Genomic DNA, 26,634 nt, shown 5'->3' with positions numbered 1-26,634 from the left:
GATTCCAATTCAATTTTAGCTTAACTATTAACCAATTATGAATATTACACAACGCATTTTTCTAAAGCTGTTGTTTGGCTTAGGCATTTGTTCTTTCCTCATTAATCCGCTTTATGCGCAATCGCCCTGGGTTAGATTGGCTCAAAAGCCTTCAACCCTTGGTTTGGAGGGTGGTTACCTTTCGCTTGATGCGGGTGCATTTAATTTAAAGTTGATTAAGTCATCACAAACGGTGGCTGGTTTGCAACCAAAGAGTGTCAAAGATTTTGATTTTGTACCGAGCGATAGTTTGAAAGTGAGAAGCTCAGACGGACTCTATCATCTTGGAGATATCAATATCCGACTTCGCCAGGAAGGCAATGGTAACTGGACAAGCTACAGCACTGCGGCTAAAAGGATGCCTGTAAAGGCAATTCCAGCTAAGGGAAAAGTACTGGCTGCAGCAGATCTTTCGCCGACTTTGCCAACAGGTATCCCACTACAAGTTAATAGAAGCTGGGAGATGGTTAATGGAAAGTTAGTTCTAAAATTCGAGTTGAAGAATAAAACCAGTAAAAACGTGGAGATTGGTGCTTTGGGAATTCCGATGATTTTTGATAATATCCTGGAGGGAAGAACGCTGGAACAAACGCATGCCAAGAACGTTTTTTACGACCCTTACATTGGGAAGGATGCTGGTTATTTACAGGTAACAAGATTAAGCGGCCATGCACCATCATTGATTGTAGTGCCCGTTGGGAAAACGCCGTTTGAGGCTTATAATCCTTTAAATGATGATCGTACGCCACGTGGAATTGCCTTTGAGGGTTTTTACGAATGGATGGTTTATAGCAAGGCTTATGCCGAAAATGAGTGGAAAAATGCGGAGCAATGGAACACGCCAACATCAATCCTATTAAAGGCTGGAGAAACTAAAACTTATGCATTGGAGTTTATTTTGTCGGGAAATGCACAAGAAACAGAAAGTAAATTAATAGAAAATAAAAGGCCGGTTGCAATATCAGTTCCTGGTTATGTATTGCCGAAAGATGTTGATGCCAAGTTGTTTATTAACTATGCCCGGAAAATCAAAACCATTCAATCTTTTCCACAAAATGCCTTAACCATTGGGCTGCTACCGGTAACAAAAAATGGCTGGAAAAGCTACTCCATTAAAGGCAATGTATGGGGAAGGGCTAAATTGGCCATTACTTACGAAGATGGTTTGGAGCAAACTATAAATTATAAAATTATTGCGCCCGAAACTGAAGTCATTGCGAGTTACGGTAACTTTTTAACAACCAAACAATGGTTCGACCAGCCCAATGATATTTTCAAAAGATCGCCATCTGCTATTACCTATGATTATGAAAAGCAACAACAGGTGGTTCAAGACAACAGGGCCTGGATAGCTGGGTTGAGTGATGAGGGGGGAGCAGGTTCCTGGTTAGGTGCTATAATGAAGCAGTTAGTATTACCAGAAAAAACAGAGATAGATAAACTCCAAAAATTTGTGGATTCGGTTATGTTTGGGCAGATACAGGTTAAAGCAGGACCTAAAAAGTATGGAGTTAAAAAGAGTTTGTTCTTTTACGAACCGGATTCTATGCCCAAAAATACTTATGCCTCAGATATTAACTTCAAGGTATGGTCTGCCTGGCCACGGAAGGAAGCAGATAATCTTGGTCGCTCTTACAACTATCCGCATGTTGCGGCGGCACACTGGTTAATGTATCGACTGGCTCGTAATTATAAGGGACTGGTAGATCAGTCAACGTGGAAACAACACCTTATTGATGCAGCCCAAACCGGTATGGCCATGGTTAATATCGCGCCTTATTATGCGCAATTTGGGCAAATGGAGGGAACAATTTTTTATCTGATCTTAACAGACTTAAAAAATGAAGGATTAACCGCTGATGCTGAACAATTGGAAAATGCCATGAAAAAGCGGGCTAACCACTGGCGCTCCTTAGAATATCCTTTTGGTAGTGAAATGCCCTGGGATTCTACAGGACAGGAGGAGGTTTATGTGTGGTCGAACTATTTTGGTTATGACGATAAGGCAAAAGTAACTCTTGATGCTATTTTAGCCTACATGCCTGTTGTTCCGCATTGGGCATATAATGGTAATGCGCGCCGTTATTGGGATTTCTTATATGGCGGAAAACTACAACGGGTAGAGAGAATGATTCATCACTACGGCTCGGCATTAAATGCAATTCCGGTGCTGATGGATTACCGTAAAAATCCAGATAACTTTTATCTGTTACGGGCGGGATATGGTGGTTTGTTGGGTTCCATATCTAATATTACTCAGGATGGATTTGCGCCTGCAGCTTTTCACGCTTATCCATCAACCTTGAAAAACGATGGTATCACGGGGGATTATGGATCGGGATTTTTTGGATATGCTGTAAATTCTGCTTCATATATTTTAGCGCATAAAGAGTTTGGATGGTTAGCTTTTGGAGGCAATTTGAAAAAGCAAGGCGATGTGGTGCAGGTCGAATTGACAACTGCTGCAAAATCGGCGGTTTATATTGCGCCGGTAGGACTTTGGATTTCCCTTGATGCAGGTAAAATAGAATCAGTAAGCTATAATATTTCTACCGGAGAGTTGCGATTGAAATTGCAAAAGGCCGATCAGTTTACACCTCATGCCATAATTAGGATAACTCAACCCGCTAAAATTTCTGGCGTAGGGAGTTACCAAATTAAAGGTGCAAGTACAGTAGAACGTGGTGCTCAGGTGGTTAATCTTTCTACTACCCAAACTACTGAAGTTATTATTCAAAAATAGTTTCTCTTGTCGTTTTTAAGACCTCGCAATTGCGGGGTTTTTTATTTTCCTTTCTAGTTGTAGCGTTTCCAATGCGATTAACTTAAGGAGAAAACTAAAATGGATTGTCAATCCTGAGCCTGTTGAAGGGCAATACATTTTAGTTTTCGACTTATTAACAAGGTCTTCGGTTACTTGTCCCGATTTCACATCTGTAAGCTCAGACTAACAAAGTTAGCTTAACTTACTCGCCTTGATAGGATCTCGCTAGAGCAGAGTTTAGGTCACAAGCGGGACGCTTGCGCCAGAAAGAGCCAGAAGGGGGGATGTCGTAAAGTTGCTGAAATAAATTCAGCATGACGATTGTGAGAGAGATTACTGAATTTGGTTGCAAAGTCACTTATAATTTTTAATCTACGGGTTGGTGTCGCCACCCACCCGAATAAATATTTTTTAGTTGTAGTGTCCCGCTACGGAAGGGTTGGATTTGGTCGTAGCGAGACGTCACCAATGCTATTAACTTAAGGAGAAAACTAAAATGTATTGTCATCCTGAGCCTGTCGAAGGGTAATCCATTTTAGTTTTCGATTTATCAATAAGGTCTTCGGTTACTTGTCCCGATTTCACATCTGGAAGCTCAGACTAACAAAGTTAGCTTAACTTACTCGCCTTGATAGGATCTCGCTAGAGCAGAGTTTAGGTCATAAGCTGGACGCTTGCGCCAGAAAGAGCCAGAAGGGGGGTATGTCGTAAAGTTGCTGAAATAAATTCAGCATGACGATTGCGAGAGAGATTACTGAATTTGGTTGCAAAGTCACTTATAATTTTTAATCTTTCCTAGTTGTAGCGAGACGCTACGGAAGGGTTGGATTTGGTCGTAGCGAGACGCTACAACCAGAGTTAGACGCTACAACCAGAGTTTAGGTTTTGTCGTAGATGCTGAAATAATTCAGCATGACGATTACAAATGGCGCTTAAGCTATTGTATGGGCGTTAAAATAGCGCACCAGCCACCGCCTTTCTCCATTTTAATATTAACCTGATCGTTTTTAGAAACCTTTATGGTGCTCATTTTATAATCGGATGCGTGTCTGTCTGCATTTATCCCATCGCTGAATACGTCCATGCGGTAATTGTTTCCATCTAAGAAAAACAGTTTTTGATCAAATGATCTGGCATTCCAATCTGTCATTCCAGAGATGTACCATTTGTCGCCATTTTTTCGTGCGATTAAGGCATATTCTCCAACCTTTCCATCTAAGGCAATGGTTTGATCCCAAACTGTGGGAATTCGCGATATAAAGCCTGTACACAGTGTATCTCTTAAATAGTTAGAGGGGTTATCGGCCAGCATTTGCAAGGGACTTTCATACATCACGTACATGGCCACCTGATGTGCCCTTGTTCCCATGCTCATGGGCTCACTATATACAATGCTAAAATTCTTTTTGTTGGCATTAATCATGGCTCCAGGAGTGTAGTCCATAGGTCCGGCTGCCATTCTGATAAAGGGTAAGGTTAGATTGTGAGTGGGGGTGATTTCTGCACTCCACTTGTTGTTTTCTAATCCGCGTACCCCCTCATAACTCATTACATTGGGGTATTTATGATTCAATCCAACAGGTTTATAAGCACCGTGCAAATCGACCATTAATTGGTTTTTTGCTGCTGTTGCCGCTACGCGCTCATAGAAATTAACCATATACTGATCGGCTCGGGCCATAAAATCTACTTTAATACCAACTGCGCCCCATTTTTTATATTGCGCCAAAATATTGTCCATGTCTTTATCCAGCGGCCCCCATAAAGTCCAGAGCCAAACCCCAACATTTTTAGTGCGACCATAATCAATAATTTCCTGGATATTGATGTCTGCAGTAGTGTGGAGCAAATCAGTTGTGGTTTTGGTCCAGCCTTCATCCAGCATGATGTATTCCAGACCGAATTTGGAAGCAAAATCGATATAATATTTATAGGTTTGGGTGTTGATACCCGCTTTAAAATCCACACCATAAATGTTGTTGTCGTTCCACCAATCCCAGGCAACCTTGCCAGGCTTAATCCACCTGGTATCTTCAATTACCGAAGGACTTGATAATTTATAGGTCAGATTGCTTACCAATAGATCTTTGTCTTCTGCGCAAATGGCAATGCTTCTCCAGGGAAATTTACGACTGCCCTTTGTTTTGGCCATGTGATTTTCCAATCGGGTAATTTTAATGCCTCTATCCCGAACAGGTATGCTTTCTGCAATATTTTTAGGAAAACCAGCGGTAAGTTTATGGCCTGCTGTTCCAAATAAAAATAGATTCGGATAATCGTAAAGGTCAGATTCGCTTACCAGCATTTTTACACCAGATTTAGAATACACCAACATGGGTAGGGCAGCATGCTGCTGTGTGCTAAAGGCATTTAAAGTAGAATCTTTATACAAGCTTTCGAAATGGGAAAGAAAATTTGGATCAGTTTCCTGCGGCCAGAACACACGGTTATTGGCTCCAAAATCAAAGTCTGCAACTTCATTTTCAACTTCTATAATTTTATCGCCCAACTGGGTTTCAAACCGATAGGCTACACCATCATCATATGCCCTAAAATAAATGCTGTAATTTCCCTTAAAATCTAACTTAAGCTCGTTGTAATTGTTCGTTATTTTTTTGCTTTTTACGGGGATGTCAGCAGTAATGATTTCATCGAAATGACCTCGCTTTTGTTTGATCAAAATCGCTTTCAGGCCTGGTTTTACATTATTTTTAAGCAGTAGAGCAAGCTGGCTGGGTTGTAAAATGGTTTCTACGCCATATTTAACACTCCAGGTGATATTATCATTTATGCTGACGCTAATTTTGATTTTTTTATCTGGCGACAGTAATTCAAAGTCTTTTCCAAAAGTAGCGCCAACCATCAATATAGCTGCGAAAAAAGTGAGTAAAATAGTCTTATTCATGTGGTTGAGTATTTTTCAATTTCTAAAATTAGGTAAAAGCACTAAGCCCTAAAGTGCCATAATTGGCAAGTATTGTGCATATTTTACCATTGTTTAAATTCGGGTAATCATGAGTTCGATAATATAATGCAGGAGGGAAATAGGTAAACCGTTTTACGTCGTCACTTTTAGTATGTAATATTCCTGTTAATATTTGGTTAATACTTGCTAATATCTTCATTAATAAAGCCCTTGGAGAGGGGTAGATTTGGTTATACAACCAACTAACTAAAATGAAGATTAAACTAAAAATTACGTTTATGACCATGGTCATATTCTGTTTTTTGCGGGTTCATGCACAAACGGAAACCGTAACTGGTAAGGTAAAAGATGAATCGGGCAATGCTGTCCCAGGTATTTCAGTTAAAGTAAAAGGAACTTCTGTTGGGGCATCTACCAATGCTTCGGGGAGCTTCACTATTAAAACAGGAAACCCTTCAATACTAGTGTTTACTGGGATAGGCTATCAGAGTAAAGAAGTGATTTACAATGGACAAAGTAACCTGAGCGTTTCACTTACTGAAGATCAGCAAAACTTAAGCGAAATTGTGGTAACAGCTTTAGGGGTAAAGCGTGAAAAGCGAAACCTCACTTACAGCTCGCAGGAAGTAAAAGGAGAGCAATTAACCCAATCTAAGGAGCCCAATCTGGTCAATGCATTAGCGGGTAAGGTTTCTGGTGTTCAAATTACCAGCTCATCGGGTACACCGGGCAGTTCATCACGAATTGTAATCAGGGGTGCAAATTCGCTATATGGAAATAATGAAGCCCTGATGGTAATAGATGGTATTCCGGTAAATAATGATGAAACTGGGAATCTCAATTCTGGACCTGGTACTAACCGGATTGCGGATTTAGATCCTAATATTATTGAGAGTATCAATGTGCTAAAGGGAGGAGCAGCTACCGCACTGTATGGTTCAGATGGAGCCAAAGGTGTGATCATCATTACTACTAAGGCAGGCGCATTAAATAAAAAACCTACCTTAAGCTTTTCATCTTCCTTCTCTTTTGAGAAGCCACTTCTTCCGGAGATTCAGAATAAGTATTCGTTAGGATCTAATGGTGTTTATTTTGATGGTGTTTCACAAAAAACAAGTACCTCATGGGGGGCTAGAATGGATACATTAAAAATAAATGGACAGCCTGCCCAGGTATATGATCAATCAGATTTATTTTTTAAAACAGGTAAAACTTACACTAACACCATTGGTTTAACAGGTGGGGGAGCTTACAGCTCTTATTTTCTTTCTTTTACCAATTTGACACAAGATGGGACGGTTCCTGCAACTTCGTTTGACAGAAATACTGTTTTCGGAAAATTCAGCACCCAGGTAATCAAAGATCTGAATATTACCTTCTCCTTAAACTATGCCAATACTAAAAATAACAGGCAACCAGAGGGTTATGCATTAGAAAGCCCCGTTTGGACGATCTTTTCAGCGCCGGTATCGTATAATTTGCAGCCATCAACCAATCCTGATGGTACCCAACGTTTATTCCGTTTTTCGAGGAACAATCCTTATTGGGTATTGGATAATATTAAGAATAGCTCAATCGTTAACCGCTTTATACCCACCTTTAATGCCGATTACAAAATATTTCCCTGGTTAACCCTTACAGAACGCTTTGGTGCAGATGTTTATGTAGAACAAGGTAAATATATTGAGTCGCTTGGCTCGGTTTCCAATCCAAATGGCAGAATTGTAAATAATAATACCAACTTCAGACAGTATAACAACGATTTGATTCTGAATGCTTCTAAAACCCTTGGCGATTTTAATATTGATGCCCTTTTAGGTAATAACCTCATTTCTACTTATAGCCAGAATGCTTATGCCAATGGTTTGGGGATTACCGTCCCCGATTTTAACAATATCGGTAGCGCATCAACGGTTAAATTTACCGAAACAAGTTACCTGACCCGGAAAGTAGGGTTTTATCTGCAATCGAATATCGACTATAAAAAGTTTATCATTCTTTCACTTACCGGAAGATATGATGGTACATCGGTTTTAGCAAAAGGGAATAGTTTTTATCCTTATGGTTCTGCAGCCACCAGTTTTATCTTTTCTAACTTCTTTTCCAGCGGATTATCAAACGTAATGAATTTTGGAAAGTTGAGGCTATCTTACAGTACCGTTGGAAATGCAAGTATTGGGCCATATAGCTTACTTACCCCTTACGAATCGCAAACGATTAGAAACATTGCTTTTCCTTACCAGGGGCAATCTGGTTTCTTAATTAGTGGTACTTTAAGTGATCCGAATTTAAAGAATGAGCGGATTAATGAGTTTGAAGTAGGCCTGGAAACCGGGTTCTTCAAAAACCGGTTAAGTTTAGAGGTTACTTACTTTAATAAAAAGACAACCAACGGTATTATTCCTAATGTAGCCTTGGCTCCATCAACAGGATATAATGCTACCAGTGTGAATTCGGCTTCTATGCGTAACAAGGGTATTGAAATACTTTTAAATGCTAAGCCTATCAAAACCGATAACTTCAGTTGGGATTTGACTTTCAATTATAGCCGCGTCAGAAATAAAGTATTATCTATTTATAAAGACCTTAATCAAGTGGGTAACGGCTTTACATTTATTTTCTTAAACCAGCCTTATGGGGTTATCTACGGTACCAGATATGCAAGAAATGCTTCAGGGCAAATTTTAACAGGTGATGACGGATTGCCTTTTGCTGCGGATGAACAAGGAATAATTGGCGACATTAATCCAGATTATATGGCCGGAATCGTTAATAACTTTAAATACAAGCAGTTTACCTTCAGTTTTGCCTTCGACCTTAAAAAAGGCGGTGATATACAGAACAATGTTGATGGTTACGGTTACTTTTATGGAACACCTAAAGTTACTGAAGATCGCGGTCCAAGGGTGGTAGAGGGTATAAACGCCAACACGGGCTTACCCAATACCGTTTCTGTTTCCGGACAAGCTTATTATCAACGTATAAACAGTGTATTGGAATCTGTTATACAAGATGGTACTTATTTAAAACTGAGAAATGTAAGCCTTGGATATAGCTTCAAACCATCGTGGTTAACCAAAACACCGTTTAAAAATGTAGCGTTAAATGTTACCGGTAGAAATTTATGGATTTATGCACCTCATTTTACGGGAGGAGATCCAGAAGTGAGTTCTTTCGGTTCTTCAAATGGCTCGCAGGGGATATATTCATTCTCTACCCCAACATCAAGATCAGTTGATTTTACATTGAAATTGACATTATAATCCATTAGAAAAAAGCAGTATGAAAAAGATATATTTTGTTATCAGTTTTGTATGTATGGTATCCTTTAGCGGGTGCAAAAAATACATAGATGTAAATAACGATCCCAATAGGCCAATAGATGTTAAGGAATCCTTAATTCTACCTCCGGTACAAATGTTAATCTCGCAAAATATCAATGCAGCAGGCGATGGAAATTTAAGTATTGTTTTACAGCAGTACGTTCAGGTAATTGCATTGAATCAGGTGGCTCCCAATTTCGGGACTTATTTAATGTACAATATAGATATGGATGGCGACTGGAATAATGTTTATGTGAGGACATTGAATAACCTCATCCTATTAAACACTAAGGCTACCACTAATGGAAATTATAAGTATGCTGCAATTGCCAAAATACTTACAGCCTATTGCCTGGGCTATGCAACAGATGCCTGGGGCGATATTCCGTACAGCCAGGCCTTTAAAGGTGTTGAAAATGCAAATCCTGTTTACGATACACAGCAACAAGTTTATACCCAAATTCAACAGTTGTTAGATCAGGGGATTGAAGATGTAAATAAGAACGCAGGTTTAAGTCCGGGGGGAGACGATTTTATGTATAGTGGAGATATGGCCAAATGGAAAAAACTGGCTTATACCCTAAAAGCGCGTTACTATATGCACTTAACCAAGGCCCCCGGCACTACAGCAGCAGCGCAAGCACAACTTGCCCTTACTGCCTTAACTAATGGCATGCAGAGTAATGCCGATGATTGTAAAATAGCCTTTAGTGGTGCTGCCGGAGGAGAAAACCCATGGCAACAGAATTTTTTACCTGCAAGTACACTTGTGCTTGCCAATACATTTGTTGATGGATTTAAAACCCGTAACGATCCACGTTTAAGTAAAATGATAGCACCTGCTAAAGAAACAGGACTGTATACAGGAAGAGAAAGTGGTTTGGATAATATTGGAAGTTTAGAATCATACTCTATCCCCGCTGCCTTTTATGCGGGAGCAAATGCCAATAATTATCTGGTAAATTACACGGAAGCACTTTTCTTAAAAGCAGAGGCTACTAATATTATTTCGGGTGCAACGGCTGCTCAACCCTTTTATCAGGATGGTGTTAGAAAGCACATGGAGAAAGTAGGTGTAGGGGGTTCAGATATAGATGCTTACCTGTTATCGCGGGGAACATTGAATTCTTCCAACGCATTGCGATTAATTATAGAAGAAAAATTTATTGCTAACTTTTTAAATGCCGAAAATTTTGCAGATTGGCGTCGTACCGGATTCCCGGCTTTAACCAAAGTTAAGAATGCCATTTCCGATATTCCGAGAAGGGTTTTGTATCCTAATACGGAGATTACCGCTAATCCACAACCTCAGCAAAAGGCTAAACTAACCGATCGCCTGTGGTGGGACGCAAATTAAACAGTAAAGATATTTTTTGAAGAAGAAGGTAATTTAGATCAATCCAAAACATGAAGATTTTATTTCGTATATCCCTTTTGTTCCTGCTCATCTTTTCTCATGTTATCGCGTATGCTCAAGATAAAACGTACTCTTTAGCCGATACCCTGAGGGGTAGTTTAATGTCTGAGCGAACCTGGTGGGACGTTCAACGTTATGAGTTAGCGTTTAAGCCAGATTTTACCAACAAAAGTATATCTGGTGCTAACGAAATTGTTTACCGGGTAGTAAAGCAAAATGATGGCGAAATACGCATGCAGATTGATCTTCAGGAACCATTGCTGATTGATAGCATTTGGTATAACGGTAAATCTAAACTCAAATTTGAGCATACCGGCAGCGTTTGGTATGCTCATGTGCCCAGCCAGAAACTTAAAACAATAAACAGGGTTAAAATTTTCTACCATGGAAATGTTCATCAGGCCAAACGTGCCCCATGGGATGGCGGGTTTATTTTTACTACAGATTCTCTATCCAGACCATGGATGACAGTGGCCTGCCAGGGACTGGGCGCATCGGTGTGGTATCCAAACAAAGATCACCAAAGTGATGAACCAGATCTGGGCGCTTCGTTAACCATGACTATTCCCGATACACTGATTGGCGTAGGCAACGGACGATTGGTGTTTAAGAAAAATAATAATGACGGCACAGTAACCTATAAATACAACGTAAAAAACCCGATAAGCAATTATTGTATCATTCCTTACATAGGAAAATACGTCAACTTCAAAGAAGAATATGCCGGAGAAAAGGGCAAGCTCGACCTGAATTATTGGGTACTGGATTACAATCTTTCTAAAGCTAAAACTTACATGCCCGATCAGGTTCACAAAATGCTGAAAAGCTTTGAACATTGGTTTGGACCATATCCCTTTTATGAAGATGGCTACCAGCTCATTGACGCATCGCACACCGGTATGGAACATCAATCCGCAGTTTCTTACGGGAATAAATATAAGTTTGGCTATTTAGGCAGAGATATGTCTGGCAATGGTTGGGGGCTCAAATGGGATTTCATTATTATTCATGAAAGTGGCCACGAGTGGTTCGGTAACAATATTACCACCAATGATTTAGCCGATATGTGGGTGCATGAAGGCTTCACCAATTACAGCGAAACACTTTTTGTAGATTATATTTTTGGAACCCAGGCCGGTAATGAATATAATTTCGGCATCAGAAAAGGCATTAGGAACGATAGCCCGATTATTCCTACATATGGTGTAAATGCACAGGGGAGTGGAGATATGTATCCTAAGGGTGGAAATATGTTGCATTCGATTAGGCATAGCCTCGATAACGATGAACTTTTCAGATCCATATTGCGTGGTTTGAACAAAACTTTTTACCAAAAAACGGTAAGCACTGCACAGGTAGAATCTTATATCTCTAAGCAAGCAGGATTTAATTATGCCAAAGTTTTTGATCAATACTTAAGAACTACCCAGATTCCTGTTTTCGAGTATTATATAAAGGATGGAAGTGTGTTTTATCGATACAGCAACTGTGTTAATGGCTTTAACCTGCCCTTAATACTTAAAAAAGCTGGGTTGCAAACCTTGAAAATTTTGCCTTCACAAAATTGGCAAGACCTTAAGTTAAGCGCAGGCCAGGAAAATTTGCTTGAAAAATCGGCTATTGAATCGATGTATTATCTACAGGTTAAAAATCAAGAATAATTTTAATTGATTGGTCTATTTATAGCTGTTATCGGTTAAAATCCAATAATCACAGCCTGAAGCTATGCTTTAACTTTGGAAATAATCTGACAGATTAATCATAATAAGGTATTCTTTGGTGGGTTAACACCTGCCTTAGGAATACCTAAAAGCTACTGATCAGACCACTACACTAAAGCAATTATTAAGCACTAAACTATTAAATACAATGGCAATTAAATGGACAGGGGTTTTCCCGGCTGTAACGACAAAATTTACAGCAAATGATGAATTAGATTTCGCAACTTTTGATTTGAACATAGAGGCACAACTGGAAGCCGGAGCCAATGGGATCATTCTTGGAGGATCATTGGGCGAAGCCAGTGTACTTACTGATGAAGAAAAGTTTGGTTTACTCGCTCACACTTTAGAAGTAGTAAAAGGCAGAGTTCCTGTATTGTTAAACATTGCCGAGGCAACAACTAAGAAAGCTATTGAAGTAGCTAAAAAGGCAGAATCGATAGGTGCACAGGGGTTAATGTTGCTGCCGCCAATGCGCTATTATGCCTCGTCGACCGAAACTTTAGACTTCTTTGGCGCTATTGCCACCTCGACAGCGTTGCCGATAATGATCTACAACAACCCTGTTGATTATAAAATTGAGGTTACACTGGATATGTTTGAAGAATTAACAAAATACCCGAACATTCAGGCGATAAAAGAATCAACAAGAGATGTATCAAACGTAACCCGATTGATTAACCGTTTTGGAGAACGCTTTAAGATTTTTACAGGAGTAGATCCATTGGCTATGGAAAGCATTGTAATGGGTGCTCACGGATGGGTGGCCGGTTTAGTAGATGCTTTCCCAAGGGAAACAGTGGCTATTTTCAATTTGATTAAAGAAAACCGCATCAGCGAAGCCCTTACTATTTATCGTTGGTTTTTACCGGTTCTAGAATTAGATATTCACCCAAAATTGGTTCAATACATTAAACTGGCAGAAGTAGCCACCGGTTTAGGAACGGAAACCGTTAGAGCACCACGTTTGGCTATAGAGGGCGAGGAAAGAGAACGCGTATTAAAAATTATCAATGATGCATTGGCTGTTCGTCCGGAATTACCGGCAGGAAGTTGGGGTAAATAGATAAACCAGTTATGAACGGAAAAAATATAGTTGCCAGCGAATATACAGATGGTAATGAAATTAACCTGAAAGCAGTAAATCCGGCAACGGGTTTACTTCTGGAGGGTGAATTTTGTAAGGCCAGTGAAACAGATGTTAACAAAGCTTTAGTTGCTGCCACAGCTGCTTTTCAAATTTATCGTCATGTAAATAAGACTGAAAAAGCTGCTTTTTTAAATGCAGTTGCAGATGAAATTACTGCTATTGGTGAAGAATTAGTGGCGAGGGCATCGGCCGAGAGTGGTTTACCATTACCCCGCTTGCAGGGGGAGCTGGGAAGAACTACGGGGCAATTGAGGCTTTTTGCTAATTTGGTAGCAGAAGGCTCTTGGGTAGATGCCATTATCGATACCGCTTTGCCGGAAAGACAGCCTTTACCAAAACCAGATATCCGCCGTATGCTTGTTCCAATTGGTCCGGTAGTGGTTTTTGGGGCCAGTAATTTTCCTTTAGCATTTTCTGTAGCTGGTGGAGATACTGCTTCGGCGCTAGCTTCGGGTTGCCCGGTAATTGTTAAAGCGCACCCTGCACATTATGGTACAAGTGCTTTGGTAAGTGAGGCCATTATTAAGGCTGTAGCCAAAACAGGGATGCCAAAAGGTGTATTTTCTTTGTTGTATGATGATGGATACACCGTAGGGGTGAAACTGGTTCAACATCCTTTAACTAAAGCCGTAACTTTTACAGGTTCTTACCACGGAGGAATGGCCCTGGCTAAACTGGCGCAGGAGCGTAAACAGCCTATTCCGGTTTTTGCCGAAATGGGGAGTATTAATCCCGTTATTTTTCTCCCTGATGCGGTTGCCAATCAAGCAGAAGAGCTGGCTAAAAAATATGCGGCATCCATTACCCTGGGTGCAGGTCAGTTTTGTACTAATCCGGGTTTAATGCTGGTTATAAACTCTCCGGCACTTGAAAAATTTAAGCAGACAATAACCGAAGCCATATCCATAGTTCCTTCAGCCACCATGCTTACCGAAGGAATTGCCAAAAACTACAGTAAGCTATCAAGCGAAGTTACCGCTGAAGCCGGGGTAGAACTACTGGCAGTTTCGGGCCTGAAAAATAATGAACTGAAAAATCAATCTGAAGCTAAAATAGCACAGGTAGATGCAGCTCAGTTTATTGCGAACCCCAAATTACATGAAGAAATATTTGGTCCTTATTCTTTATTAGTTGTGGCCAAAGATATTGCCGAACTGGAAGAAGTAACCGCGGTATTGCAGGGGCAGTTAACTGTTACCATCATGGCCAATAAAAATGAACTTCAGCAGTACCAGTCTCTTATAGATTTACTTACGGATAAAACCGGGCGGATTATTTTAAACGGTGTACCTACCGGAGTTGAGGTTTGTGCGGCCATGCAACATGGAGGGCCATTCCCGGCAACTAACGATAGCAGGTTTACTTCTGTTGGCTCAACAGCTATTTATCGTTTTGTAAGGCCACTGGCTTATCAGGATTGGGAACAGGCACTTCTGCCAGATGAATTGAAAGATGCTAACCCGCTGGGTATTTTTAGAATGGTGAATAACCAATTTACGAAAGATATATGAGTAGAACCTTTTTTTGTGTAGATGCACATACTTGCGGAAATCCGGTAAGATTAGTAGCCGGTGGCGGACCACAGCTTTTTGGAGCAAACATGAGTGAAAAACGCCAGCATTTTTTAAAGGAATTTGACTGGATAAGAACGGGCTTAATGTTCGAACCCCGTGGTCATGATATGATGTCGGGCAGTATTCTTTATCCGCCCCATGATCCTGCAAACGATGTGGCCGTTCTCTTTATCGAAACCAGTGGTTGCTTACCCATGTGTGGTCACGGCACTATAGGCACCATTACCATCGCTATAGAAGAAGGAATTATTCAGCCTAAAGTTCCTGGGATAATCCGTATGGAAGCGCCAGCAGGTTTAGTGTTAATAGAATACAAACAAGAAGGGAAGAAGGTAAAGTCCGTGAAGCTAAAAAATGTTGCCTCTTACCTGGCTGCCGAAAATTTAGAGATTGAATGCCCCGACTTGGGTATGCTTACTTTCGATGTAGCTTATGGTGGAAATTTTTATGCCATAGTTGATCCGCAAACGAACTTTCCTGGATTAGAAAATTACACGGCTTCTCAGTTAATTACCTGGAGCCAAACCATTAGAAAACGCATAAACGAGAAATATACTTTTGTACATCCCTTAGATGAAACCATTAATGGCTGTAGTCATATCATGTGGACGGGTACTACTTTAGATTCAGGTTCTACCGGCCGAAATGCTGTTTTTTATGGCGAGAAAGCGATAGATAGGTCGCCATGTGGTACAGGTACATCTGCCCGTATGGCGCAATGGCATGCTAAAGGCAAACTGAAAAAGGGTGAAGATTTCATTCACGAAAGTTTTATAGGCAGCAAGTTTACAGGCCGTGTGGAAGATGAGATAGAACTTGAAGGTTTTAAAGCCATTGTACCAAGTGTTGAGGGTTGGGCAAAAGTGTATGGTTACAACACGATAAAGATTGATGCTGAGGACGATCCCTATGCTCATGGTTTCCAGGTAATTTAGTTAGTGGTGTTTTAGGAAATAACGAAATATAATGTCGAAAGTATTAATAATTGGTGGAGGAATCGTTGGACTAAGCTCAGCATATTATCTTCAAAAAAAAGGATTTCAGGTTACCGTCCTCGATAAAGGTGATATCACTGATAATTGTTCATTTGGCAATGCGGGAATGATTGTACCCAGCCATTTTGTGCCCTTGGCCGCCCCGGGAATGATCAGTCAGGGAATTCGCTGGATGTTTAACAGCAAGAGCCCTTTCTATGTCAGGCCTTCTTTAAATGCGAATCTTATTGGCTGGGGATTGAAGTTTATGAAACATGCAACAGAAAAGCACGTGGCACAATCTGCAGAACCACTGAGAGATTTATCACTGCTGAGCAAAAAACTTTATGAAGATTTAGCCAGTGAACCAGACTTTAATTTCGAACTGACCAATAAAGGAATTTTAGCCTTTTATAAAACAGAAAAAGCTGGAGAAGAAGAAGCACATCTGGCCGAAAAAGCCAAAACATTAGGCCTTGATATGGGCATATTAAATGCTGCGGAGTGTAAAGCTTTGCAACCCGATTTAAATTTAGATGTATTAGGGGCAGTCCATTATCGTTGTGATGCACATCTGTATCCAACCAAGTTGATGAATGGCTTAATCGCTTATCTCAACAATCATGGGGTAACCATTATTCGGGGGAAAGAGGTAGATAGAATAGCGACTGAAGGGGATAGGATTACCCGGGTTTTTACGGGTGCTACAGCCTGGGAAGCCGATCAGTATATTATTGCAACAGGCTCCTGGTCTCCTGCGGTGGCTAAAATGGCCGATCTTAAGATATCATTGATGCCTGGTAAAGGCTACTCTTTTATGGAACCCGAACCTCAAAAACGTCTGACTATACCGGCCTTGCTTTGTGAGGCCAGAGTTGCCATAACCCCCATGAATGGAAGTCTTCGTTATGGAGGGACAATGGAATTAGATAAAATTAATACACGGGTAAATATGCAAAGGGTGAAGGGAATTGTAGAATCGGTTCCTAAATATTTTCCGGATCTGAACCCAGCCTTACCGAACGAAAAGGATATCTGGTATGGATTTAGGCCTTCATCGCCTGATGGCTTACCTTACATTGGACGCAGCGATAAAAAGAAAAATCTCATTATTGCCACCGGACATGGAATGATGGGCTTAAGTTTAGGTCCGGCAACAGGTTTATTGGTCAGCCAGATTGTTGCAGAGCAAAAAACAGAAATGGCTATCAATTCGTTTTCGGTTAACAGAAATTAGTAATTTTTTGGTTTTTACCACCAGGGGTTTGTCCTTCTTGACAGATTCTATATAATACGGAGTGCTTTATTAACGGCGGCATTTCATCGCTTACAGATCCTTCGTTCCTCAGGATTGACAAGCTATAAATGAACGGCCGTCATTCCCGCGCACATAGAAATCTTAATCTTTTGGGTTTTGAACCATTAAGAAGTTAAGAAAAGTTAAGAATAGGCTTTTCTTCATATCTTCTATGGCTTATATGGTGAGAAAAATTGAGGCTAGCATTTTTTGAATTTGTTATAAATAACCGTCATTTCTGCGCAGGCGGGAATCTTAATCTTTTGGGTATTTGAACCATTAACAAGTTAAGAAAAGTTAAGAATAGGCTTTTCTTCATATCTTCTTTGGCTTACATGGTGAGAAAAATTGAGGCTAGCATTTTTTGAATTTGTTATAAATAACCGTCATTCCTGAGGAGGCGGGAATCTTAATGTTTGGGTATTTGAGTCATTAAGAAGTTAAGAAAAGTTAAGAATAGGCTTTTCTTCATATCTTCTATGGCTTACATGGTGAGAAAAATTGAGGCTAGCATTTTTTGAATTTGCTATAAATAACCGTCATTCCCGCGCAGGCGGGATCTTAATATTTTGGGTATTTGAACCATTAAGAAGTTAAGAAAAGTTAAGAATAAGCTTTTCTTAATCTCTTCTATGGCTTACATGGTGAGAAATCTAGACGCTATGCCCCTGTAACCTCATCCCGTATCCCTAACAAAACCCTCAATCCATTTAAATTTTACCGCATAGTAGCAGGATTTTAACCTAATTTGGGTTTTTTAGATTTTTTTAAGTTAATATCCTTATATTGGATTATAATCAACAACAACCAAACAACCAACCAAACCACATGAAAGTATTGCCATTTACTATGCTTGTGCCCGATGACAAAAGTGTTATATCTGAGCACGTTGAATTGCCTTATTTTTATCAATATCTGCACCGACACGATGAGTGGCAGATCACGTATATCAAAAGGGGAGAGGGGACACTGATAGCGGGCAGCGAAATGCATGCTTTCAGGCCTGGCGATATATTTGTGATAGGGGCAAAGCTTCCTCACTTATTTAAAAGTAATCCCGAATACTTTGAAGCTAAAAGTGAGCGATCAATAGCTGCATACTCGGTTTACTTTAATTCAAATGGTACTTTGGGGCCGCTATTTTCACTTCCCGAGATGAAAATGGCCAACTCCTTTTTAGCCAAAAACAAGCATGGATTTAAGGTGCCGTTTGGTTACACGCAGGAAGTACTTAAAAGAATGATTACTGTTCACGAAGCCTCTGGAACAGATCTGTTATTTGCATTTGTAAAATTAATGGTTTCGTTGCAATCTATTGGAGATCATGTAATTCCATTGTGTTCCGATCTGTATTCATCTAACGTAAGTGAACATGAGGGAATGCGTTTAAGTAAGATTATTGGTTATATAACAGAAAATTACAACAGTCAAATTACCTTAGAAGATGTAGCCAATGTAGCCTTTATGACACCACAGGCATTTTGCAGGTACTTTAAAAAACATACCGGCCACACCTTCGTATCATTTTTAAACGAGGTTAGAATTAACGATGCCTGTAAAAGTCTCATTTCCGGAGAAAAAACAGATTGTATTTCCGGGGTAGCCTATAAAGCAGGTTTTAATAGTATTACTAACTTCAATAGGGTATTTAAAAGTATTATTGGCCAATCGCCACGCGCCTATTTAGATACCTACAATAGCGTAAGCCGGGTAAATTACATTGGTGCTTAAATTAATGTAAACGGTACAGATAATAAAATTCAGTACCCACCAAATTCTTTTACGTTTTTCTATGCTGTGGTGTATAGTATATGCTATAACCATCGCTTTGTTGCATAAAATTTTGCCAAATATTAGTTTAATAACATCTCCATTTCAATGGATTGGGGATGTTATGCCCTTAATTTATTGATAGTAATAAACGAAACACTAATGGAACAGGAAAAAAGCCATTTTAAACCCTCACTTAAATTATTAGATGCTACCATGTTGGTTGCCGGAAGTATGATTGGCTCTGGTATTTTCATTGTAAGTGCCGATATTACCCGCAATGTAGGCAGCTCAGGCTGGCTATTGGTAGTTTGGCTGATCACTGGTTTTATGACACTCACAGCCGCCTTAAGTTATGGAGAATTGAGTGCCATGTTTCCGAAAGCGGGTGGCCAGTACATTTATTTAAAAGAGGCTTATAATCCATTAATCAGTTTTTTATACGGCTGGAGCTTTTTCACCGTGATACAAACGGCTACAATTGCCGCGGTTGGTGTTGCTTTCGCCAAATTCACGGCCTATTTAATACCTGCCCTAAGCGAAGATTTGGTGGCGGTAAATTTAGGCTTCATTAGCATTTCACCGGCACAGCTACTGGCTATCGCCGTAATTGTATTGCTCACTTATGTAAACAGCAGGGGAGTAAGTGCTGGTAAAACTATACAAACAACTTTTACGGTAGCTAAATTGTTAAGCCTTTTTGGTTTAATTGTATTTGGTTTGTTCTTTTTAGACAAGGGAATTTGGAAGGCAAACTGGGAAAATATCTGGCACCTGGGCGCTTTAGCCCCCAATGGAAATGTTACTTCTTATACTACTTTTGCTGCCCTTGGTGCCATTGCGGCCGCCATGGTGGGTTCTATATTCAGCAGTGATTCTTGGCATAACGTAACCTTCATTGCCGGAGAAATTAAAAATCCCGCACGCAATATTGGTTTGAGTTTAGCCTTGGGAACCATCATCGTTACCGTACTTTACCTCCTCACCAATGTGATGTACACAGGGGTAATAAGCCTGCACGATATGGCTTATGCCGACAAGGATCGGGTAGCAGTATCGGCCGCAAACCATATTTTCGGTACTGTCGGCACCATGACCATCGCGGTGATGATTATGATTTCTACCTTTGGCTGCAATAATGGGTTAATTATGGCCGGAGCGAGGGTATATTATTCTATGGGTAAAGATGGTTTGTTCTTTAAAAAAGTGGCAGAACTCAACAAAAATGCAGTACCGGGCTTTGGCCTTTGGATTCAATGTATTTTCGCCTCTTTGTGGTGCCTCAGCGGTAAATATGGCGATCTGCTTGATATGATTTCCTTTGTGGTAGTCGGTTTTTACATGCTCACCATCTTCGGTATTTTTATTCTGCGTAAAAAACGTCCTGATGCCGAGCGACCGTATAAGGCGTTTGGCTATCCGGTGTTGCCCGTTATTTATATCATTATGGGATTAGCTTTCTGTATTCTACTCATCATTTTTAAACCAAAATTTACCTGGCCGGGATTGATTATCACTTTGGCAGGGATCCCCATTTACTATCTGATTAAAAGGATAAATGTGCCGAAACCGCTTGATTTGGAAGCGCCAGAAAGGGCGGTTGGTTAAAATATTAACGTTATACATCAATATACAACGGGAATCTGAATTTCGCTTCATCTATATTTACAACTTAATATAGCTGTAATGAAAACTAATCACCTCTTTCAAAAAACGATAGCCGTAACGATTTTATTTTTAGCTTTTCTCAGTGTTAGCGCACAAAAAGTTCCGTATGCACCTACCACCGCTGAACTTACTGAAGCGTACAAGAGAGCCGCCAGATTAGACACAGCCCTACGCAATATTCCAACCAATAATGAAATTATTCCCTTGTGGAGAAAAGATGGATTGGCTTTTTGGTACAAGAAAAATCTTCCCAATAAAAACTGGGAATATGTATATGTAGATGTGGCAACAGGGAAGCGCAGGCCTGCATTTGATGCCAATAAGTTGGCCGAGGGCCTGGAAAAGGCAAATGGTAAAAAATCATCTGCCCTGCGTTTAGCCATTACATATTTATATTTTACAGACCAAAATAGCCTCAAACTGAAGTCCCAAAATAAATGGTATGAAGCAAGTTTGAACGATTACAACCTGAAAAGTACCACTGATACCAATACATTCCGTTATAACGCAAAAAGGCCATTGCAGCAAAGGCGTTCGCGCTGGGAGTGGAGCCGGTCGGTAAGTAAATCGCCCGATGGTAAAAGTGAAATCCTTGTTCGTGGCGGGAACTTATTGGTTGTAGATCTGGTAACAAAAAAAGAAACACCATTAAGTACCGATGGCACAGCAGATAAACCTTATGGTAATTTCGATTGGTCGCCTGATGGGAAAACAGTGGTGGCTTACAAGATAGATCCAAAGGAAATTAAAAAGGTTCATTATGTGTTAAGTTCTGTTCCCGGAACAACCAGAGGTGAGTTAAAATCTCGTGAGTATGCCCAGCCGGGAGATGATTTTACCAGTTACCAACCCTATGTTTTCAACGTTGCCAGCAAAACCGTCATCAAAGTTGATGTAGAACCAACAGATTTTTTTGGTCCACAGCCATTACATTGGCGCAACAATAGCAGCCGATATTACACTTACGAAAAGGCAGATCGGGGGCACCAGCGTTTTAGGGTTATTGAAGTTGATGTTCAAACGGGTAAAACCAGAAATGTAATCGATGAAAAAACCAAAACCTTTATTTACGAGAGTAGAATTTATACCCGTTACTTACCCAAAACAAATGAAATTTTATGGACTAGCGAGCAGGATGGATGGCAGCATCTTTATCTGGTTAATGCCCTAACAGGGAAACAACAACTCATTACCAAAGGCAATTGGGTGGTTAGAGATATTGATAGTGTAGATGTTGTAAAACGTCAGGTATGGTTTCGGGCAAGCGGAATGAATACAGATGAAGATCCGTATTTTATTCATTATTATAGAATTGGATTTGATGGAAAGGGACTGGTTAACCTTACGCCTGAAAAAGGAAACCACGTGCTCAGCTTTTCTCCAGATCGGAAATATTATATCGATACCTATTCGCAGGTTAATATTCCGGCCATTACCAAATTGAAATTAACAGCTAACGCAAAGGAAATACAGGAAATTGAGCATGGTCAGGTAGAACCATTTCTAAATAGCGGGGTAAAACTTCCAGAAGTATTTGTAGCTAAAGGTAGGGATGGGAAAACTGATATCTGGGGCGTGGTTTGCTTGCCTTCCAAAATGGATCCCAACAAAGCCTATCCCATTATTGAAAATATTTATGCCGGGCCACAAGATAGTTTTGTGCCTAAAAGTTTCCTGCCGGCAAGTGAAATGCAAAGCATGGCAGAACTTGGGTTTATTGTGGTGCAGATAGATGGGATGGGAACTGCTAACCGATCTAAGGCATTTCACGATGTTTGCTGGCACAATTTGGCCGATGCGGGTTTTGCCGACCGTATTTTATGGATGAAAGCCATGGCAGAGCAGTATCCAAATGCCGATATCAGTAAAATCGGTGTATATGGAACATCTGCCGGTGGACAAAATTCTACAGGCGCATTACTTTTTCATCCAGAATTTTATAAAGCTGCGGTTTCGGCCTGTGGGTGCCACGATAATCGGATAGATAAACAATGGTGGAATGAGCAATGGATGGGATATCCCGTTGGGGCGCATTATGGAGAACAGTCTAATATTACCAATGCAGCCAAACTTCAGGGGAATTTATTTTTAATTGTTGGCGAAGCCGATGAAAATGTTCCACCAGAATCTACCTATCGCCTTGCCGATGCACTTATCAAGGCCAATAAAGATTTTGATATCCTAAGTATTCCAGGGATGGGACATAGTGATGGCGGTGTTTATGGAAGAAGGCGTAAAAGAGATTTTTTCATTAGGCACCTGTTAAATGCCGAACCTCCAAATGCCAATGCTGCAGCAGCAGCAAAATAATTTCTGAATTGAATTTTTGAAGGTGGCAGTACTTTTAGCCACCTTTTTATATTGCTCTTAACCCATTTGAATTAGCATTTTGCCATGAAAAATATTTATCTAAACCTGCTTGTTGTTTCTCTTTTTAGCGGTTTGCTTCAATCAGTAAGCGCCCAAACACATTTATTAAAAGAGAATGGTAATCCTGTTATTCCCGGTTATTTTGCCGACCCTACAGTGAAAAAATTTGGCGATACTTATTACATATACGCCACTACAGATGGAAATGGGGGTGGGTTTGGCCCATCACAGGTATGGACCTCCAAAGATTTTGTGAACTGGACCCTGCAAGATATGAACTGGCCAACCACACATCACTATTGGGCACCAGATGCTACACAAGGACCCGACGGAAAATATTATTTATACTACTGTCAGCCGGTTGAGATTTTTGGCGCTTCCGCTGAAACACCTGTAGGGCCCTGGACATCACTTCTGGAACCGGGGAAACCCATTGTTAAAAATTTTCTGGTACCGAACGTGATTACGCTCGATGGGCAGACTTTTAAAGATGATGATGGCCAGTACTACATGTATTGGGGAACCTGGGGAATTTATCCCAACCATGGCTGTGGTGTAGGTTTATTAAATGCCGATATGAAGTCGTTTTCCAAATTGGCGCAGATTCCTAATACCGATGCAAAGGATTTTTTCGAGGCTCCCTTTGTGTTTAAAAGGAAGGGAATTTATTATTTAACTTATTCTTCAGGTTATTGTGAAGATGGTACGTACAGGGTACAATATGCAACTGCTACCAACCCGATGGGGCCTTTTAAGTATGCTTCAGATAATCCTATTCTGGCAACCAGTGCAGATGGAACGGTACATGGGCCAGGGCACCAATCGGTATTGCAGGAAGGCGATGATTTTTATTTGATTTATCATCGGCATAATAATCCACATAACGATGGTGGTTACCACAGACAGGTAGCTGCAGATAAAATCGTATTCGATGAAAAGGGAAATATCCTGAAACTGGTACCTACACATACCGGAATTGGGTATTTGGCAAAGAATGCTAACCCACATGCAAATCTGGCTTTAGGTAAAACGGCTGTTGCCTCTTCTGTTTATGATCAGGATTTTAAAGCCGATTATGCCTTAGATGATAATAATGGGACTTTATGGAAAGCCAGAAACAATGTTGGCCCCTCATGGCTTAAGGTCGACCTGGGGAAGATTTACAACATTAGAAGTGTACATACACAATTTGAATATGCTACCTGGTACTATCAATACCAAATTGAATATTCGCTTGATGGCAAAACCTGGAAAATGTATGCCGATAGAAGTAAAAATACCCAACACGGAAGCCCAATGATTGATTTTGGCAATGTGAAAGCCAGGTATCTTCGCAGCACCATTTTGCATACCGAATATCCGGGCTTAAACAAAGCGATTTGGAACATTAAAGTTTTCGATAATGCCGAATATAATCCTGTAATGAATACCAAAGTGAAAAAGTGGGAATCATTGCAGCGTTTTGATGCTAAGGGCTTATTAGTGGATTTGAATCTGGATAGCTTTAGAATTGGCTCAGTTGCAGCACAAGTTTCCAATAAAGGAAAACTAGGAGGCATATTTACTGCAAAGGGGGCAGATAAACCAATTATTTCTATCATTGGAGGAAAAAAGGCCTTGATTTTCTCCGGTAAGGTACGTTTGTCTTCCTCTAATCCTGCGCCCGTATCCCTTCTCGGCAACAGTAGCTATAGTGTGAGTATGTGGGTGCTCAATCCAGAGATCGATAAAGAAGAAAACATTGTTTCGTGGACAGGCAGAGGGGGTGTTAATTTGAGCAACCTGGCAGTTGGTTATGGGGCTGGTAAAGGCACCGGTGCTGCTACCCATTTAGGTTGGGCAGATTTAGGGTATAAACAGGTGCCCAAGGCGAACGAGTGGCATCATATTGCGATGGTTTTTGATGGAACCATGGAGCGTATTTATGTAGATGGGAAATTAGATAGAGCAGAGAGAAGAATGCTTTTTGTGAACAACCTTACGCATTTTCTTCTTGGTGGAAACGATGATGGAACTGCGGGTTTTTCTGGCGCACTGGCTGCTTTAAAAATTTATGATGTTCCATTAACTGATGAAGAAATTAAAACAACTTTTGTAAAAGGCACAAATAACAATACGGTAATTTATGCAGATGCTAAAAACCTGGAATATGGCCAGGTGGAAAAATGGCCAAACAACGGTGCTATTTTAGGAAATCTACTGAGTAGAGGAAAGGCAGAAGTTGCCGATGTTAACGGGAAAATAGCCCTAACATTAGCCAATAAAAGCAAATTGCTACTGGGAGATGAGATGGCAGATGGCCTTAAATTTTCAAAGCCTTTTAGTGCTATTTTTTCAGTTTTATCTGCTGCAGGTTCAAATGCACATTTGTTTTTCGGTAAAGACCATAAAGCGGTTAGGGTGCCGGGCACTGGGAAATGGCAGCAAGTCATTTGTACGCATGATAAGGGGAAATTTCAAGCATATATTGATGGTAAATTGGCAGATAGGGCACTCATTTCAAATGCTCAGCCAGATCAGGATGTCTTGATTGAATCCGTAGGAGCCACAACTTCTATATCATCAATTCTGATTTACAATTATGGCTTTGATGGTACTGCCTGTTTGCGGGAATATAATTTTTGGAAACAAACATTAAGTGTTAATAGTATAAAGGCATCCTTTGCCTCAAATCCATCAGCGGTTACGCCAAATATGGTATATATGGTTGCGAATAAGCCTGCTTTACCAGGAAGCGAGCTCGAATATCTCTTTAGTAATGGCGGCCATAAGCACGATGTGAATTGGGTGAAATCATCAGATTATATCGATTTTTCGGCAGTTCCACAAAGTGATTATAAGTATACTGTCAAGGTTAGAGATAATTTCGGCAATGTAACCCAGGGCTCATTGCCTGTTGCAGTAAAAACAGATTCATCGCTTTTTATCATTAAAAGGCAAAATGGATCAGCTCAATCGATTCCGGGAAAAAAATATGGTTTAAAAGGTACTTCCTGGGATGGCTTTATGGGAACTGCAGATACGGTGACGCAACAATCGGGTGTATTAAAAATGGTTTCGCACAATACCCTCTGGGATGGATCGGCTGAAACTGGCCCTTTTGCTTTCCAAAATGTACAGGGTGATTTTGTAGCTGAAGTACGGCTGTTTGATATGCTCGGACTGAACCAAAAGAAAGCTTATGGTGCCAATGAGGCTGGTTTAATGGTTAAAGCCACGCAAACGGAAAGAAAGCTTATCCAGAATGGCATCATGCCGGGTTGGGGTGTTGGAAATATAACAACAAACCTGAACTCAAGAGATAGAAGACAAACGAACAACCTTTCGGGTTGGGCTTTCTATAGGTATCTTCAAATACAGCGATTAGGGAATACATTTTTTATGCGGGGAAGCACAGATGGAAAAGACTGGAAAAATCTTCCTGGCAGTCCCGTAAAAAGAGATGATTTCGGAAATGAAGCTTTACAGGTTGGCATTTATCATGCCACTTACGGCGATATTGCTGGTTATGCTGCTTTTACAGATTTTAAGATTATACAGAGACGTTAAAACTAAAAAGGACCATTATGTGACTTCCATGTTCAAATTTAGTGATACGGTTGGTTTTTACCATATAAGCCATAAAAGGAAATACAAGAAGA

13 protein-coding genes are annotated in these 26,634 nt (G+C 40.4%); 12 read left to right on the top strand and 1 reads right to left on the bottom strand.

From position 1 onward, the window contains the following. Window positions 1-37: 37 nt before the first annotated feature. Window positions 38-2,782, top strand: a complete 2,745-nt coding sequence (locus BMX11_RS06940; RefSeq protein ID WP_090882815.1) for a DUF5695 domain-containing protein — start codon at window positions 38-40, stop codon at window positions 2,780-2,782. A 958-nt stretch (window positions 2,783-3,740) separates the two neighbouring features. Here BMX11_RS06940 and BMX11_RS06935 read toward each other — a convergent pair. Next, on the bottom strand, window positions 3,741-5,708 hold the full coding sequence (locus tag BMX11_RS06935; RefSeq protein WP_090882814.1) for a glycoside hydrolase family 97 protein: 1,968 nt from the start codon (window positions 5,706-5,708) through the stop codon (window positions 3,741-3,743). A 272-nt stretch (window positions 5,709-5,980) separates the two neighbouring features. Here BMX11_RS06935 and BMX11_RS06930 point away from each other — a divergent pair, with 272 nt between their 5' ends. From BMX11_RS06930 to BMX11_RS06880, 11 genes are all read left to right on the top strand, one after another. Then, window positions 5,981-8,992 carry a SusC/RagA family TonB-linked outer membrane protein gene (locus tag BMX11_RS06930; protein WP_090882812.1) on the top strand — a complete coding sequence of 1,004 codons (3,012 nt, stop codon included), beginning with the start codon at window positions 5,981-5,983 and terminating at the stop codon, window positions 8,990-8,992. A gap of 19 nt (window positions 8,993-9,011) precedes the next feature. After that, a complete protein-coding gene (locus BMX11_RS06925) occupies window positions 9,012-10,409 on the top strand; it encodes a SusD/RagB family nutrient-binding outer membrane lipoprotein (protein WP_090882810.1) in 1,398 nt (465 codons plus the stop codon). A gap of 50 nt (window positions 10,410-10,459) precedes the next feature. Next, on the top strand, window positions 10,460-12,130 hold the full coding sequence (locus BMX11_RS06920; RefSeq protein ID WP_090882808.1) for a M1 family metallopeptidase: 1,671 nt from the start codon (window positions 10,460-10,462) through the stop codon (window positions 12,128-12,130). Between the two features lie 208 nt (window positions 12,131-12,338). After that, complete coding sequence (locus BMX11_RS06915) at window positions 12,339-13,256, top strand: dihydrodipicolinate synthase family protein (RefSeq protein ID WP_090882806.1); 918 nt, start codon at window positions 12,339-12,341, stop codon at window positions 13,254-13,256. Between the two features lie 11 nt (window positions 13,257-13,267). Further along, on the top strand, window positions 13,268-14,851 hold the full coding sequence (locus BMX11_RS06910; protein WP_090882804.1) for an aldehyde dehydrogenase (NADP(+)): 1,584 nt from the start codon (window positions 13,268-13,270) through the stop codon (window positions 14,849-14,851). Further along, window positions 14,848-15,849 carry a 4-hydroxyproline epimerase gene (locus tag BMX11_RS06905; RefSeq protein ID WP_090882802.1) on the top strand — a complete coding sequence of 334 codons (1,002 nt, stop codon included), beginning with the start codon at window positions 14,848-14,850 and terminating at the stop codon, window positions 15,847-15,849. The genes BMX11_RS06910 and BMX11_RS06905 overlap by 4 nt, the downstream gene beginning before the upstream one ends. A gap of 31 nt (window positions 15,850-15,880) precedes the next feature. After that, the gene (locus BMX11_RS06900) at window positions 15,881-17,125 is read left to right on the top strand and encodes an NAD(P)/FAD-dependent oxidoreductase (protein ID WP_090882800.1); all 1,245 of its coding nucleotides are present in this window, start codon (window positions 15,881-15,883) and stop codon (window positions 17,123-17,125) included. An 888-nt stretch (window positions 17,126-18,013) separates the two neighbouring features. Continuing rightward, entirely contained in the window at window positions 18,014-18,916 is a 903-nt protein-coding gene (locus BMX11_RS06895; RefSeq protein WP_090882941.1) for an AraC family transcriptional regulator, read from the top strand. 201 nt (window positions 18,917-19,117) lie between these two features. Next, complete coding sequence (locus BMX11_RS06890) at window positions 19,118-20,563, top strand: APC family permease (RefSeq protein ID WP_090882939.1); 1,446 nt, start codon at window positions 19,118-19,120, stop codon at window positions 20,561-20,563. 78 nt (window positions 20,564-20,641) lie between these two features. Continuing rightward, the gene (locus tag BMX11_RS06885) at window positions 20,642-22,933 is read left to right on the top strand and encodes a S9 family peptidase (protein ID WP_090882798.1); all 2,292 of its coding nucleotides are present in this window, start codon (window positions 20,642-20,644) and stop codon (window positions 22,931-22,933) included. An 84-nt stretch (window positions 22,934-23,017) separates the two neighbouring features. Beyond that, window positions 23,018-26,542 carry a family 43 glycosylhydrolase gene (locus tag BMX11_RS06880; RefSeq protein ID WP_090882796.1) on the top strand — a complete coding sequence of 1,175 codons (3,525 nt, stop codon included), beginning with the start codon at window positions 23,018-23,020 and terminating at the stop codon, window positions 26,540-26,542. Window positions 26,543-26,634 lie beyond the last annotated feature (92 nt).

Source organism: Pedobacter rhizosphaerae, from assembly GCF_900111155.1.
GTDB classification, from domain to species: Bacteria; Bacteroidota; Bacteroidia; order Sphingobacteriales; family Sphingobacteriaceae; genus Pedobacter; species Pedobacter rhizosphaerae.
Note: the sequence above shows the minus strand (reverse complement) of the source record. Positions and strands in the feature narration are given on the sequence as shown.